This is a genomic window from Alteromonas sp. W12 (assembly GCF_001924945.1).
GTDB lineage: Bacteria > Pseudomonadota > Gammaproteobacteria > Enterobacterales > Alteromonadaceae > Alteromonas > Alteromonas macleodii.
This window is the reverse complement of sequence record NZ_LQXH01000009.1, coordinates 322,423-335,377: the sequence shown is the minus strand read 5'-3', so window position 1 is coordinate 335,377 and position 12,955 is coordinate 322,423. Positions and strand designations below refer to the sequence as shown.

Annotated in this window: 15 protein-coding genes and 1 pseudogene; 11 read left to right on the top strand and 5 right to left on the bottom strand. The window is 44.3% G+C overall.

Annotated elements, in window-relative coordinates:
- Window positions 1-68: 68 nt before the first annotated feature.
- The 4 genes from AWH61_RS15045 to AWH61_RS15030 all read left to right on the top strand — a co-directional run bounded on the left by AWH61_RS15045 (window position 69) and on the right by AWH61_RS15030 (window position 2,295).
- Window positions 69-800, top strand: coding sequence for an SDR family oxidoreductase (locus AWH61_RS15045; protein ID WP_075177499.1), 732 nt, complete (start codon window positions 69-71; stop codon window positions 798-800).
- A gap of 5 nt (window positions 801-805) precedes the next feature.
- Window positions 806-1,294 carry a GNAT family N-acetyltransferase gene (locus AWH61_RS15040; protein WP_075177498.1) on the top strand — a complete coding sequence of 163 codons (489 nt, stop codon included), beginning with the start codon at window positions 806-808 and terminating at the stop codon, window positions 1,292-1,294.
- Between the two features lie 84 nt (window positions 1,295-1,378).
- Window positions 1,379-1,891 (top strand): M23 family metallopeptidase, encoded by a 513-nt coding sequence (locus AWH61_RS15035; protein WP_502686373.1) that lies wholly within the window; start codon window positions 1,379-1,381, stop codon window positions 1,889-1,891.
- Window positions 1,892-1,905: 14 nt separating this feature from the next.
- Window positions 1,906-2,295, top strand: coding sequence for a hypothetical protein (locus tag AWH61_RS15030; RefSeq protein ID WP_075177497.1), 390 nt, complete (start codon window positions 1,906-1,908; stop codon window positions 2,293-2,295).
- 165 nt (window positions 2,296-2,460) lie between these two features.
- Here AWH61_RS15030 and AWH61_RS15025 read toward each other — a convergent pair whose 3' ends face one another.
- Both AWH61_RS15025 and AWH61_RS15020 read right to left on the bottom strand, forming a co-directional pair.
- Complete coding sequence (locus AWH61_RS15025) at window positions 2,461-3,297, bottom strand: tetratricopeptide repeat protein (protein ID WP_075177496.1); 837 nt, start codon at window positions 3,295-3,297, stop codon at window positions 2,461-2,463.
- A 157-nt stretch (window positions 3,298-3,454) separates the two neighbouring features.
- A complete protein-coding gene (locus tag AWH61_RS15020; protein ID WP_075177495.1) occupies window positions 3,455-3,868 on the bottom strand; it encodes a helix-turn-helix domain-containing protein in 414 nt (137 codons plus the stop codon).
- A gap of 91 nt (window positions 3,869-3,959) precedes the next feature.
- Here AWH61_RS15020 and AWH61_RS15015 point away from each other — a divergent pair, with 91 nt between their 5' ends.
- Window positions 3,960-4,463, top strand: coding sequence for a DUF2938 domain-containing protein (locus AWH61_RS15015; protein ID WP_075177494.1), 504 nt, complete (start codon window positions 3,960-3,962; stop codon window positions 4,461-4,463).
- Window positions 4,464-4,556: 93 nt separating this feature from the next.
- Here the strand turns inward: AWH61_RS15015 and AWH61_RS15010 are convergent, their stop codons facing one another.
- Window positions 4,557-5,267: a hypothetical protein gene (locus AWH61_RS15010; protein ID WP_075177493.1), complete on the bottom strand. Its 711-nt coding sequence runs from the start codon at window positions 5,265-5,267 to the stop codon at window positions 4,557-4,559.
- Window positions 5,268-5,537: 270 nt separating this feature from the next.
- Here AWH61_RS15010 and AWH61_RS15005 point away from each other — a divergent pair, with 270 nt between their 5' ends.
- The 6 genes and pseudogenes from AWH61_RS15005 to AWH61_RS14980 all read left to right on the top strand — a co-directional run bounded on the left by AWH61_RS15005 (window position 5,538) and on the right by AWH61_RS14980 (window position 9,372).
- Window positions 5,538-5,975, top strand: coding sequence for a GNAT family N-acetyltransferase (locus tag AWH61_RS15005; protein WP_014949962.1), 438 nt, complete (start codon window positions 5,538-5,540; stop codon window positions 5,973-5,975).
- A gap of 45 nt (window positions 5,976-6,020) precedes the next feature.
- A pseudogene (locus AWH61_RS15000) lies at window positions 6,021-6,399 on the top strand (VOC family protein).
- On the top strand, window positions 6,396-6,815 hold the full coding sequence (locus AWH61_RS14995; protein ID WP_075177492.1) for a GNAT family N-acetyltransferase: 420 nt from the start codon (window positions 6,396-6,398) through the stop codon (window positions 6,813-6,815). Before AWH61_RS15000 ends, AWH61_RS14995 begins: the two are co-directional and overlap by 4 nt.
- A gap of 386 nt (window positions 6,816-7,201) precedes the next feature.
- Window positions 7,202-7,867 (top strand): FlgO family outer membrane protein, encoded by a 666-nt coding sequence (locus AWH61_RS14990; RefSeq protein ID WP_075177491.1) that lies wholly within the window; start codon window positions 7,202-7,204, stop codon window positions 7,865-7,867.
- 4 nt (window positions 7,868-7,871) lie between these two features.
- Entirely contained in the window at window positions 7,872-8,636 is a 765-nt protein-coding gene (locus AWH61_RS14985; protein WP_014949957.1) for a FlgO family outer membrane protein, read from the top strand.
- Window positions 8,637-8,646: 10 nt separating this feature from the next.
- The gene (locus AWH61_RS14980) at window positions 8,647-9,372 is read left to right on the top strand and encodes a FlgO family outer membrane protein (RefSeq protein ID WP_049587774.1); all 726 of its coding nucleotides are present in this window, start codon (window positions 8,647-8,649) and stop codon (window positions 9,370-9,372) included.
- A 125-nt stretch (window positions 9,373-9,497) separates the two neighbouring features.
- On the opposite strand, the gene mnmC is transcribed toward AWH61_RS14980, so the two are convergent.
- Window positions 9,498-11,558 carry a bifunctional tRNA (5-methylaminomethyl-2-thiouridine)(34)-methyltransferase MnmC2/FAD-dependent 5-carboxymethylaminomethyl-2-thiouridine(34) oxidoreductase MnmC1 gene (gene mnmC / locus AWH61_RS14975; protein WP_075177490.1) on the bottom strand — a complete coding sequence of 687 codons (2,061 nt, stop codon included), beginning with the start codon at window positions 11,556-11,558 and terminating at the stop codon, window positions 9,498-9,500.
- Window positions 11,559-11,561: 3 nt separating this feature from the next.
- The gene (locus AWH61_RS14970; RefSeq protein WP_075177489.1) at window positions 11,562-12,836 is read right to left on the bottom strand and encodes a Kelch repeat-containing protein; all 1,275 of its coding nucleotides are present in this window, start codon (window positions 12,834-12,836) and stop codon (window positions 11,562-11,564) included.
- Window positions 12,837-12,955 lie beyond the last annotated feature (119 nt).

Here is a 12,955-nt window from a genome sequence, read left to right as displayed (position 1 = left end):
GAACTAGCTGGTAAGTTAGTCTTATAAAGTTAGCGCCACGTTCAATGGCCAGTTAAGGGAATCAAATTGTGGGCAAGGTAGTTATTGTCACAGGTGCTAGTCGTGGTATCGGTGCCGCAACTGCTAAATTGTTGGGAAGTAACGATTATAAGGTTTGCGTTAATTACCTATCAGATAAAAATGCTGCGGATAGGGTGTGCGCGTCGATAGCTGACAACGGTGGCGTTGCATTTGCTCATAAAGCCGATGTTTCAGATGAAGCGCAAGTGCTGAACATGTTTGAGACTGTGAACGGCCGATGGGGTGAAATAACGCATTTGGTTAACAATGTGGGTGTTTTATTCACCAAAACTGAGTTAATTAACGTCACTGCAGAGCGCTTCACCAAAGTACTTAATACCAATGTGCTTAGCGCATTCTTGTGTTCGAAGGCTTTTGTAAAACAAAACGTTGCAGGGGGCGCAATCGTTAATGTTTCGTCCATTGCCTCTCGTACTGGTGCTCCTTTTGAATACGTCGACTATGCGACGTCGAAAGGGGCAATGGATTCATTCACCAAAGGGCTTTCATTAGAACTTGCTACGAAGAACATTCGTGTAAACAGCGTCCGGCCTGGTTTTATTAAAACAGACATTCATGCCGATGGTGGTGAACCTGGCAGAGTAGAACGGTTAAGCTCACAAATTCCTATGCAGCGGGGCGGTACAGCAGATGAAGTCGCACAGGCGATAGCCTGGCTTCTATCACCTCAGTCTTCATATGTTACAGGGTCGTTTATTGATTTAGCGGGTGGGAAGTAACGCGCGTGATAACACTCAGAGATTTTAAAATGAGCGATGTAGGTAGACTGGTAGATATTTTGAATCAACCGTCGGTCACGCAATTTCTGTCGACAAAAATTCCCAGCCCTTATACAAAAGAAGATGCCACATGGTGGATTCAAGAGGGGAGCAAAGAGGGTTTTATAAGAGCTGTAGAGTACGATGGCGAGTTAGTAGGGTGTATTGGTGTTAACCCAGGAAACTTTGAATATGAAAGAGCCGGAGAGGTCGGATACTGGCTTTGTTCATCACATTGGCGAAAAGGAATTATGCGTGACGCGCTGCGCCAAATTATCGCCCTTACTTTCTCAAACACAAGTATAGAGCGCATTTTTGCCTGCGTATTTTCATCCAATCTTGCTTCGCAAAAGCTGCTGTTAGATGCAGGGTTTAAGCAAGAAGCGATATTGCAACGCGCCATTTTTAAAAATGGACGGTTTTACGATAGCCATATTTTTGCCATTTTGAGGTAGCTAAAAGGTAATTCCTCAATAAAGTGTTTTTCCGTGTCTGAGAAACCAACCTTCAAAAGGTGCTATCCACAAAAAGGAGCTTTTGTGAAAAAAGCGATTATATCAATTCTACTAATTTTTCTGGTAATCATTTGCGCGGGGCTAGCAATGCCAGAAAAACTTGTAATTCCAGTAGAGGGGGCATCCTCTGCCGACTGGAATCACAATACGTTTTGGTATGAGCCATGGGGCAGCTCTGGTGTGCACAAAGGGGTAGACATCTTTGGGGCAAAAGGTACACCTGTTCAATCCGCCACCACAGGTTATGTTATCTACACAGGCGAATTGGGAAAAGGAGGAAACGTTGTCGCGGTTCTAGGCCCAAAGTGGCGTGTGCATTATTACGCTCACATGCAAGAAGTTACAGTTGAGAAAGGAGCTTGGTTGTCACAAAAAGATAAAGTGGGAACCCTTGGCGATAGTGGTAATGCCAAAGGTAAGCAGCCCCACCTTCACTACTCGGTAGTTTCTCTTATTCCTTTGCCATGGAAAGCGACGTCTGAAACTCAAGGTTGGAAAAAAATGTTTTTTCTTAATCCTCACGAGAAGTTGCTGTAGGTGCAAATGCAAGGATGATAGCTTTTTTAGGTAAATACATACTTCATATTGATGGTTTTGCAGGAACGAGTGTTGGCCTATTGCTTCTTCTTTTCCAAGATATAGTGAGCGACTTCTACCAACTGCCGAAAGGGCTAATTCTATTCTTAGCGGGTGCTAATGTATGCTATGGCATATACGCATTGAGGCTTGCCCTTATACGCAATAGATCACTTAACCAAGTAGCAGCTTTAGCAAGTGCCAACTTTCTTTGGGTGATTACATGTGTGGGGATTCTTCTCACTTTTTACGAACCAGCAAGTATATTCGCACTGCTATTTATTAGTGCTGAGAGCATATTTGTAGCGATGCTTGGTTTGTTTGAATGGCGCTACAGATTCTTATTAGTTTCTAGAAGTGATTGATTTTCGCCTAGAACAAGTGCGATTTGTAACCGCACTAGTACTTACAGAAGTTGCTACCAAATATACTTTGCTGAAAACATCTACGGGAAAATCTAGCCGTTTTTTACAAAACGCCCGATGAAGTGATAAACCGGGCGCTTTATAAAATATATACGTTAACTTATTTTAGAAATCACTCATAAGAAATTGCCAGTAATAGCGTATGAATTGGTCAGTGGGTATGTCAGAGCATGCGTTGGCTTTATCCTGACAACTACGGCCCTTAATTCTTGTGCCCGTGGTGTTTTTTGTGATGGAGATTGGTGCGCTTTGATAGTATTCGATACCTGTATCAATGAGGTCGCCAAGTTTGGGTGTTTGAACGGTAACGACTTCAATCTCGTCCCCATTTGGAGCTAACGCGCCTGCTGGGTGGCCAAGTGGGGTTTGTTCATCAGGGCTTTCGGCTGTTAATACTTCGAGTACCACTACCGTTTGTGGGAAGTTTTGTTCGTTGAACTTTTGCTCCGACTTTAATCTAGCAATTATTTGAGGAACCTGCTCATGGCGCTGCTCAGCTGCTTTAGCTAACCAAAAGTCAGCTTGCTCTAGATTTTGTATACCATAGCTTGAGTTGGACAAGATCTCAGCCATAAAATAAACCGCGTTTTTGTGACCACTCTTGGCCGAATCCCTAAGGAAGTATAAGCCTTTTTCTTTATCAGCTAGGCTGTCGTCAGAGATAATTAATAGTCCTGCTTTATAATTTCCCTCTACAGAACCCCAGCTACCGGCTTTCCTAAAGGCTTTCAATGCCTTACTTTTGCTTTCGTTGGTTCCGTAACCATTAAGGTACATATCTCCCAATATAATATTTGCGTTTATGTGCTTGCGAGCGCTTACTTTAATATCTTTGAAGCGTTTAACACATTCCTGTTTTGCACAAGGGAAGTATGAAATTGATGCGGCGTTAACCTGTAGAATTGCTAAAACCGAAAGTAAGAACAAAAAGTGTTTAAGCATTGTTTGATATCCTTATTCTGCCTGATTTATAAACACTATCATTACCTTAGACTTGTTGTTGTGTTGGGTCAATCATACTTTTACGACAATAAAAATGACGCTAGCTCTATTATTTAATCAACGCAGAGCCAATGCCAATTTATTTAGCTTGAGCCCATTACTTTTTACTCGTTTTTAAACCCTTTAATGCCCCCGTACTGGCAAGGTTCATCAATCGACGAAACCTCGGACATTCCAAATGACTCGGTGCTGTGCAAGCAGCTGCATGGTGCAGACCATCACGCATTGCTTCTAATTTTTTGATTGTTTCATCTAATTCGTTCGCTTTTTTAAGTAGTAGATCGCGATCTATATCAGGCTTTGCATCGGTTCCTAATATTCCTGCAATTTCTTCCAGTGAAAAACCTGCTGCGCGGCCTAGTGCGATTAATTCAAGGCGCTCTAGTACGTTTGAGCTAAATACGCGACGTATACCTTGTCGACCAATAGATTTGATAAGGCCTTTTTCTTCATAAAAGCGCAGTGTTGATGCCGACACTCCTGACTTTTTGGCGACCTGAGATATTTCCATACTTTTTCCCAAAGGAATGCTTGACTTAAAGTTAACTTGAAGTTGTAGGCTAGCATCTCATGTTAATTGAAACTAGTTATTGAGAGTGAATATGGAGAGTATTGTTTTTATCTTGCTGATAGGTATTGGAGCTACTTTAGTGATGGATTTATGGGCCTTGTTGAGAAAGCAATTGTTTGGTATTGCCCCTACCAATTGGGGCATGGTGGGGCGCTGGATAGGGCACATGAGAAAAGGGCAGTTTCGTCATACTTCTATTTCAAGTGCCCATGCTGTTCACGGGGAAAGTACTATTGGGTGGACAGCCCATTACCTAATTGGAATTGCCTATGCAGCACTGCTTATTTTCATATGCGGAGAATCTTGGTTGTTCGAACCGACGCTAGGTCCAGCAGTGGCGCTCGGTATCGCTACGGTCGTTGCACCGTTCTTTATATTGCAGCCAGGTATGGGCGCTGGTGTTGCCGCATCGAAAACGCCTAACCCTAATACCGCTCGGTTACACAGTATTATTAATCACGTCGTATTTGGCGTTGGGCTGTACCTTTCAGCTATGATACTAAAGCTCGTCTTGTCCTTAGAACTATTGAATTGATCGAGCGATGAATAAAAGTGAAAGCTGCAGAATGCTAGACAGAGCCTGACAACAGTGAGGCGTTGATTCGTAAAATAAGCAATTAGAGAGCATTTAGTTGGCGATTCTTACGGTTGATGCCTTACCTTTTCTAACGCCAAGAAATGTAGCAAAGTGTTGATTATCTTCACTGTACAGCCTAACAAAGCCTCCTTGCATACTGGCGGATATGTCTGCATCAAACATTAAGTCATCAACTAGACTATTTAATATTTCCAAATTACCTGACGCCACCTCTATTGCACAAAGGTCGTTATTACAAACGGCCTCTCGATACAGTGCTGCGTCGTGCTCTTCTAGTCTGTCGTAGAGTGAATCTTGCAGTTCGTTCTCTATTAAAAGGGTCTCACTAGTTTTGGGAGCGAACTTTATTGTCTCTACGAGTCCTCTTAATTCTGTAATAGTTAAAGAGCCTAAACGCTCAGTATCCAATATGGCAACGTCGTTATTGACCTTCAAAATGTGACTTGTATCGTCAATTGATTCTTCTGGTTCAATTAGAGGATGAACATTGGTTTCATCACTAGTTAGTTTTTCATTTTTTAGCTCAGCGTCAGTATCAATTTTCATCACCATAAGTTCTTCCGCTGAAGTGTGTTCTTGGGACGAAGTTGAATCTGACTTATCCGCGTGGGGAACTGCTGTATTGTTCAGGTTAGTTGCTTGGTCTTTCTTCTGAATACGTGGCTCACTGGTTAACGAACCGATAAAGTAACCCACAGTAGTGAACAATACTACGGTCAAAACAAAAGAGAGTTTTTTCAATATAAATATCCTTATTTCAATAACTGAAAGAGATTGTGCTTGTTGTGGGGAAGATTACCTCTGTCAAAAAGCGCTATTCCTTATGCTCTTAACCAACAGTTCCTGTAAAGCGTGTCACTATTTTATAAAGGTTAAAACACGAACCAAGAACAACATATCACAATGAACAACGAAATTACTTACCTCAATTGCTGATAAGAAAGTTTAAAATACCAAAACAGCCACAATTATTTATTTGTTCTTAATAATTAACCGGAAAAAGAAGACAGGATGAAAATTTCACTGGAAGAAATAAACAAATCTAACTATGAGCAGGTTTGTGACTTGGATGTGGCGGATGATCAACAAGCGTTTGTAGCGTGCAATATGTGGTCGTTGGTTGAGTCTTTCTACAACGAGAACCATACCTGCAAAGCCATTTATTGCAACGACCAGCCCGTAGGGTTCTTGATGTGGGTTCAGGAAACGCCAACCAAAGTGTCCATTTGGCGCTTTATGATTGATGAGAGCCATCAGAATAATGGAATTGGCAGAGTTGCTTTATCTCAAGCTATCACGCTTATAAAGCAAACTTCTGAGCTCAAACAGATAGAGATATGCTATAACCCCAAGAATCCTGTCGCCAAAGCCTTCTATTCAAGCTTTGGTTTCGAAGAAGTGGGGTTAGATGAAGATGGCGAAGACATGCTTGCTGTTATTGCCATTTAGCCACGACTTAAATTTAAAGCAGCGAAATGCGAGGGATCTCAAGATATGGACGTCATAGATATTAAGACTTTTATTCCAAGCAAAAACTACGACATTTCTAAAGCATTTTATTCTGAGATTGGATTTAATGCAGAATACGTAAATGAAGACCTAACACTGTTTGAAAATGGTGATTGTCTCTTCTTTCTTCAGCGCTTTTATAATCCTGAATTGGCGAATAACTTTATGCTACAAATATGTGTAGCAGACATTCAGGACGCTTTTGATTTGTGCTCGCGCTCGTTACATAAAACGAAAATTTCATCAATTGAGCAACAACATTGGGGAAGTGTTTTCTATCTATGGGGCCCGTCGGGCGAACTACTTCACATTACCGAATTAGGTAGCTAGCTTTTGCGAAAACGAGGGGCGGAATGACGAATGATGCATACCAATTACACCGTTAAAGAAAGTCCTCCGTCAGCTGAAGACTTTACCAGTCTGAGAAAATTGATTGGATGGAGTAACCCGTGTTTATCGGTTGTTCAAAAAAGTATTGATGCCTCGTTGTTTTGGGCAACAATTTACCTCGACAACAACCTTGTAGGCTGTGGTCGGGTGATTGGCGATGGCGCAATGTATTTTTATATTCAAGACGTCATTATTCATCCAGAACATCAGAATAAAGGCTTGGGCTCGAAAATAATGAACACGTTGATTGCACATTTGGAGTCTTGCTGCGCACCTGGCGCAACCATTGGCCTGTTGGCTGCGCATGGAAAAGAGAGTTTTTATCTTAAGTTTGGCTTTAAACCTCGCGATGGTCAGAGCTTAGGTTTAGGCATGTGTAGGTTTATTTAGCTACTTGGTCATTAACGTGGCATGAGAGTCCCGGGAGTTCTCAAGCTTTTTTAATCACTTGGCATTGTGATCATTGCCTATTTAATTATCGGCAGCTTTCTGTCCTAAGGCGGCAAGTCGCCTCCGCTTTTCATGAATTGGATGGCGATGGATATTAAATTCCTTCAGCACTGAAAAACTATATCTCCCTGAAATTAGCCGCCTTATCTAACACGCTTAAAAGTAGCGTTCTCAATGCTACTTGTAGTCTCTCTTTGGTGTGAATTTTGCAAAAGCCTGTCTAAAGACACTGAAAATGTCGGTTTGCGTAGTAGCTGATCACTGTTTTTCAATGAGTTTTTACTTCATTCCGATAGAAATTTGACGTTTTTCACTGGACATGTGTAATGAAAAGTATGACAAAACCTGTCTCTCACGCTTTGCTGACAGAAAATGGTCGCTTAGTTGCGAAAGCCTTGGCATATACCGCGCTTATCTTGGGCTTACTCTCTGGTTGCTCTTCATCTGACGAACCTAAGAGTCAATTTGCGCAAACCGATGCCAGCGATGTATCGGCATTGGGGAATGTGGAATACCATACCTATATGTTGGCGAACGAACTTTTTGCTGATGTGGGTCCAGCACGTCAGTCTCGCTATGCGGTAGTCGGCTTTGTACCTGCCGATACTATGAAATACAGTGCTGGTCATCAACATCCGCTAATGTTGTTGGGCCATCAACTTGAACAGGGAATGATTACTGAGGCCACGAAAAGAGGCTTTTCTACTCAAGAATTTAAGCTTTCGAACGATATAATTGTTAGTAACGAAAGCGACAGAGTATTAACCCGCGATATCGACCAGCTTTCCAACATTGAGCGCGTCGATTTTTATATAACCGGCACTATGGTGTATCAAGAGTCTGGCGCGGTGGTTAACGCTCGAATTATCAACGCTAGAAATAAAAACATTGTCGCTGCAGCAACACGCTTTTTCCCTGCCGAACTGTTTTGGCGCGAAGAACAAGTAACAACCAGAAACGGCAAGTTATACAGAACTGAAGGTACGAGGTAACCCCATGAAAAGACGAAATCAATACGCGGCGCTTTCGCTTTGTGCTTCACTGCTAAGCGTTAGCGGGTGCTCTATGATGATGGGGGAAGAAGAGGTAGCCGAACAAGCGCCTCAGCGCCCGGCCATGAACGTGATTGATATTACTGCCGCCGACCGCGCTCCCTCAAAGCCAGTTGAAAATACCAGTGATACCCAGTCTCAGGGTATGGACGCGTACGGCGCTATCGGTCAACCTCCTTTGTATTCGAGCGTACAGGGCGCGTATAAGGGTCGACCTCTAACCAAGCATATTGGCGACTATGTGAAGAACATGGCGCAAGACTTAATTGCCAATATGGAATATGTGAATAACAAGACACCTATTGGTGTAACCCATTTCGCACTACTAGATACTGACTTGCAGAAAACAGATTTGCTTGGTCGTCAGATGGCGGAATCTTTTGTTCACGAACTGCATAAATTCCGCGTGCCGGTTATCGACTTCAAAGCCACTGAGTATATTCGTATTACTGACGATGGCGATTTTGTATTAAGCCGAGACTATTTGGAATTGAGCAGCAGCCTTCCTATTGAATACGTGTTAACCGGAACAATGACCAAGCACCAAGGTGGCGTGTTAGTTAACGCCCGTATTTTAGGCATGGAGTCGCGCGCAGTTGTGGCAACTGCGCAAATGTTAGTGCCGTTCTACGTAGTAGATGCACTTATTCCAAGTGACGGTAGCCAGCAAAACGGTATGCGCGATGGCGTTAAGCTAAGTCGCGGCTAGGAGTTTCAGCATGGTGTTTACAAAGAAGCTTGTGTCAAGCAGTTGGGCAGCCGTTGGCGTAATGCTGAGTGTATGTATGACAGGGTGCACTAGCACAGAGTCTATTGGCTCATTTTGGTTAGGTGAAGACGGTGAAATTACTCATCACGCCGAGCCAGTGCCTGTACCAAGCCGTTCAGGGCTGGAGTACACACCAGATTCTCGCGATAGACAATATCAACAGCACGTGGAAGTCGAACCCGGCTATAAAGACCCACTACACCATGGCTATTCCCCTTCACAAACGCACAAGCGCTTAAATGATTACGCCTCGCAACTTGCGATGGAGTTAATGGACAATGCAACCCGTCTTACGCAGCAAGATATGGTGGGTGTGGCGAGTTTTGTGAGGCTTAATCAGTCGTTGAGCGACAGCACCGTGTTAGGCAATCAGCTTTCAGAGTATCTAATAGCCGAGCTACAAGACTTTGGGTTAGCGGTTGTCGACTTTAAGCTTGCAGGTGGCATTACCGTAACGCCAATTGGCGATTTCGTACTTACTCGAGATGGTACTGCACTCGCTAAACAGGTTGAAATGGACCATGTTGTAACTGGCACCATCATTGAAGATGACAGAGGCGTCCGCGTAAACGCCCGTATCGTGTCGCTGGAAAATAAACAAGTGGTGGCAAGCGCCAACGTATACATTCCTGCTTTTATCGTGATGGATTTAAATAAAATGGCTAGCGTAAACTAGCCATTTACTTCCATTGCGCTCTGTTTTTTCAAAGCGAACTCCTTTCATGTTCGCTTTAAAACCTCTAAATATCCGATCTATTGTGTTTAAGGACAGGAGAATTTTCGCAAAAACCTCTCCGTTTATTAACCCTGACTTCTAATCGCTTCGCGAGTCATAAAGCGGCTTGTGTTTACAGCATTAAGCAGAACATTGCTTAAAGGTAGCGGCTCCTTACATAGACTGCTCACCAAGACCTCTGCCATTAAAGGCGCTGTGGTTAACCCTCGTGACCCAAGGCAAGTAAGGGTGGAAACCACGCTGGTTGGCAACACTGGCGCGCTAGTCAACGGCTTGCCCACGCCTAACATATCGTAGTGTTTTTTCAGCGCATTAAAATCATGCAGTGCACCGACAACTGGCTGGTGGTCGGGTGAACCTAAGCGCGTAGCCGCTCTGGCTTTACCGTCATGTTGTAATGCTTGCACGATGTCGGTATTTGCCAGCGCCTGTTCGTGGGTGGCGAGGTTCATTTCAGTTTCATCGCTTCTTACATCGGTACTTAAGTCGTTTTTAACGTAGGTTGAACCTAACGCATGCCGACCTTCGAATACAGGTGTCATATAGCCTTTGTGACACAACACAGTGTTAAGCTGGTCAATTGGCATTTGGGTGGGAATAGCTTCAACCTGGCCGCGAACGGGGCGAAGGGACAGGCTGTTAAAATCGCTAGCGTTTACCGCACCTGCACCAAGGGCAAGGATAAGGTGATCGGCAGTAATAACTTCTTCACTCTCAGCGCAACCTAAGTTAAAACGAATCCGCACCCGCTGCTTTGTTGTCTCAACTGCCTCATGAGATACATAGGTATGATTGGGTTTCAGCTCGAGTTTGCCACTTTGAAGTGCTTCTTCAATCATGGTAGTAACTAGCTGTGGAGGAGAAATCCATCCGCCGAGGCCGATGTATAAGCCAGAGTAGGGAAGAGCTAGGTTAGCGATATCGCTCACTTCTTTGCTGTTCACCGGCTTGATCAAAGCTTCAGGCCATACGTCGGCAGCAGCCAATTTATTTTGGCGTTCTGCTACCTTGTCGTTAAAGCTTAGTTGAATAACACCACAGAAATCATGGGCAACGTCGGCTAGGCCACAGGCTTTTGCATGTTCAATAGTGTGGTCGTAGGCTTGTCTAGCATACAAAAAACTATGCGCCTGAATGCGGCTGGCAATACTTGCTTCGCTATGGAGCTGCGGATAAAAGCCGCCTTGCGGGTTGCCAGAAGCGCCGCTTGCAAGGGTGTCACCATCAAAATACAAAGTAGTGCTAATGCCGCGTTTTACTAAAGCCAAGCATGCCGTAGCTGCTGCAAGGCCGGAGCCTACTACCGCGACTCTACTTGTTTTATCTAAACTGTCGTTCGCGTACCTATAGTAGGGGCCAGCAGGCAGGCGAAGTTTATGCTGCACATTCTCATTGTCTTGGTTAAAAACGCCGGTCAGCATGTCGCGCTTACGGCCAAAACCGTTGCGTTTTTTAATGGTAAAACCCACTCCAGCTAGCCCACGCTTTACGATTCCTGCGGCGGTAAAGGTTCCAAAGGTAGTTCCGGTTTTTGACAAGCGAGCCATTTGGCTAAACAGAGCATCTGTCCACATATCAGGGTTTTTGCTAGGCGCAAAACCATCTAAAAACCAGGCATCGATGAGGCCATTTTCAGGGGAATGCCACTGAGGTAGAAGTTCGTGAACATCACCAATCCACAAGTCGAGTGTGGTTGAATGGTTATCAAAATGAAGGCGATGACAACCTTCTAGGCCCATGGGGTAAAGTGAGGCGAGTGCTTGCGCTTCGTCTTTAAGAGCAGGAAAAGCTTCTAGCGCACGGTGCATATCCTGTTGAGGCAGTGGAAACTTTTCCGTGGTGATAAAATACAGGCGCTTTAACGGATGGTCAGGGTTCGCTGCTCTAAACTCGTTAAAGGCACGCATGGCGACCAAAAAGTTCAGCCCAGTTCCGAAACCTGTTTCGGCGATAACAAAAGTAGGGTTGGGCCACTGTTGCCAGCGATCAGCAAGGTCGTTGCCTGCAACAAAAACGTGTTGGGATTCATCAATTCCGCTGTCGTTAGAAAAATAAACGTCGTCAAAATGGTCGGCGACAGGCGTACCGCTCTCATTAAAATGAACCTGTGCATGCTTAGATTTCACTGTTTATTTTTCTCCGTTTATGTCGTTGTTGTGTTGGCACTTTGAATTTGAGGCAGTTTTCACTACTTCAACAGCTTGCCCATTCAATGCTTGTTTTGAAACGTCAGAGCTAGCCTGGCTTTTAGATGGACAGTACACTTCTGCAGGTGTTGAAAAGTGCGGGATTACTTTACTGATCACGTGCTGTGCGCCAAACATACCGCCAATGGTGCTCCACGAACCATTAACGTTAATTAACCCGCGGTGATCCATTGTAGGCACTTCAGCATCTGTTTTTAATATAACCCAGGTTTCTTCCGCAATATCAAAGATCCAGATGGCTTCATCTGCAGTTGAAGGCTCGCCGTTATAGCCAATGCCATTGTAGTTGTACGGATTAGTTGAACCGCCCACAAAATAGATTTTATTCGTGGCGTTATCGCCCGCTGCGGCCATGCGATAGCGCGCAGTACCCGTTGGATGGTCAAGCGTACGCCAATCAATCTTGAATGGATTTTCCTTGTCAATATCACCTTTAAAGCAGGCAGTTTCTGGCGCGAAGCTGCGGCGTTTATCGCTGTGAGGTGTTACTGATACGCCGTCACAAATTACCATAGTGCTGTTAACGATGCCGCCAGCTTGCCCGAATACCGGACTGCCAAGAAAAGGGCTCGCCTGTTGCCATTGGCCTGTTTGCGTATCGTAAACCTGCACAAGGTTTACGTTCCCATCGTTGTGCCAGCCAGAAATTAAGTACACGTAACGGTCTTGGTAAACTAAAGCAGTTGCATCATCAACAGGGACGGGCATAGGCGCCAACAGCGTATATTCCCCAGCTACAGGCGAGAATTTATAAACATCTGGGGTGCTAATTTCATTATGGTCTTTATCAACCGTGTAACCGCCAAAAATATAAACGCTGTCATTAACGCCCACTGCTATTGATGCCAAGCGGCCTTTTAGCGCAAGACTTGATGGAACTGGGGGAAGGGCTTGCCATTGCGAAGGTTTATCGTTGTTGTTAATCACAAGCTGCCAAGCACGGTTGTGTACGTCTTTATGGGTTTTGCCTTTGCCCAGTCCCATAAAACTAAATACATATTGTGTGTCTTCTATGGTTACAGAAGCTACGGCATTGTTTGAAACTGGCTCTGGTAGCGCGGGGAGAGCGATAGGCGCAGCTGTTGCTGAGACAGTCGCTGCAGAAGCAATGATTAAGACAGCCACCACGAGAGAAAGTCGGGGTACCGCACTTTGGAATATACGTAGAGCAAGGGGGCTTGGCTTTTTTAATATCACAGCAATCTTCAGTTTTATCTAAATTTCGAACGTTTGGCCGCGTATTCTACCTGTCACCTTTTTGTTTTTCCGCAAAAGTTTGTACCTGCTTAAAACTCTTCTTTTCTTATTGCTTCTGC

Excerpts from the sequence above, each read along its gene's own strand:
- AWH61_RS15030 (WP_075177497.1), top strand. The coding sequence starts at position 1,906 with ATGATAGCTTTTTTAGGTAAATACATACTTCATATTGATGGTTTTGCA.
- AWH61_RS15025 (WP_075177496.1), bottom strand. The coding sequence starts at position 3,297 with ATGCTTAAACACTTTTTGTTCTTACTTTCGGTTTTAGCAATTCTACAG.
- AWH61_RS15020 (WP_075177495.1), bottom strand. The coding sequence starts at position 3,868 with ATGGAAATATCTCAGGTCGCCAAAAAGTCAGGAGTGTCGGCATCAACA.
- AWH61_RS15015 (WP_075177494.1), top strand. The coding sequence starts at position 3,960 with ATGGAGAGTATTGTTTTTATCTTGCTGATAGGTATTGGAGCTACTTTA.
- AWH61_RS15005 (WP_014949962.1), top strand. The coding sequence starts at position 5,538 with ATGAAAATTTCACTGGAAGAAATAAACAAATCTAACTATGAGCAGGTT.
- AWH61_RS14995 (WP_075177492.1), top strand. The coding sequence starts at position 6,396 with ATGATGCATACCAATTACACCGTTAAAGAAAGTCCTCCGTCAGCTGAA.
- AWH61_RS14990 (WP_075177491.1), top strand. The coding sequence starts at position 7,202 with ATGAAAAGTATGACAAAACCTGTCTCTCACGCTTTGCTGACAGAAAAT.
- AWH61_RS14985 (WP_014949957.1), top strand. The coding sequence starts at position 7,872 with ATGAAAAGACGAAATCAATACGCGGCGCTTTCGCTTTGTGCTTCACTG.
- AWH61_RS14980 (WP_049587774.1), top strand. The coding sequence starts at position 8,647 with ATGGTGTTTACAAAGAAGCTTGTGTCAAGCAGTTGGGCAGCCGTTGGC.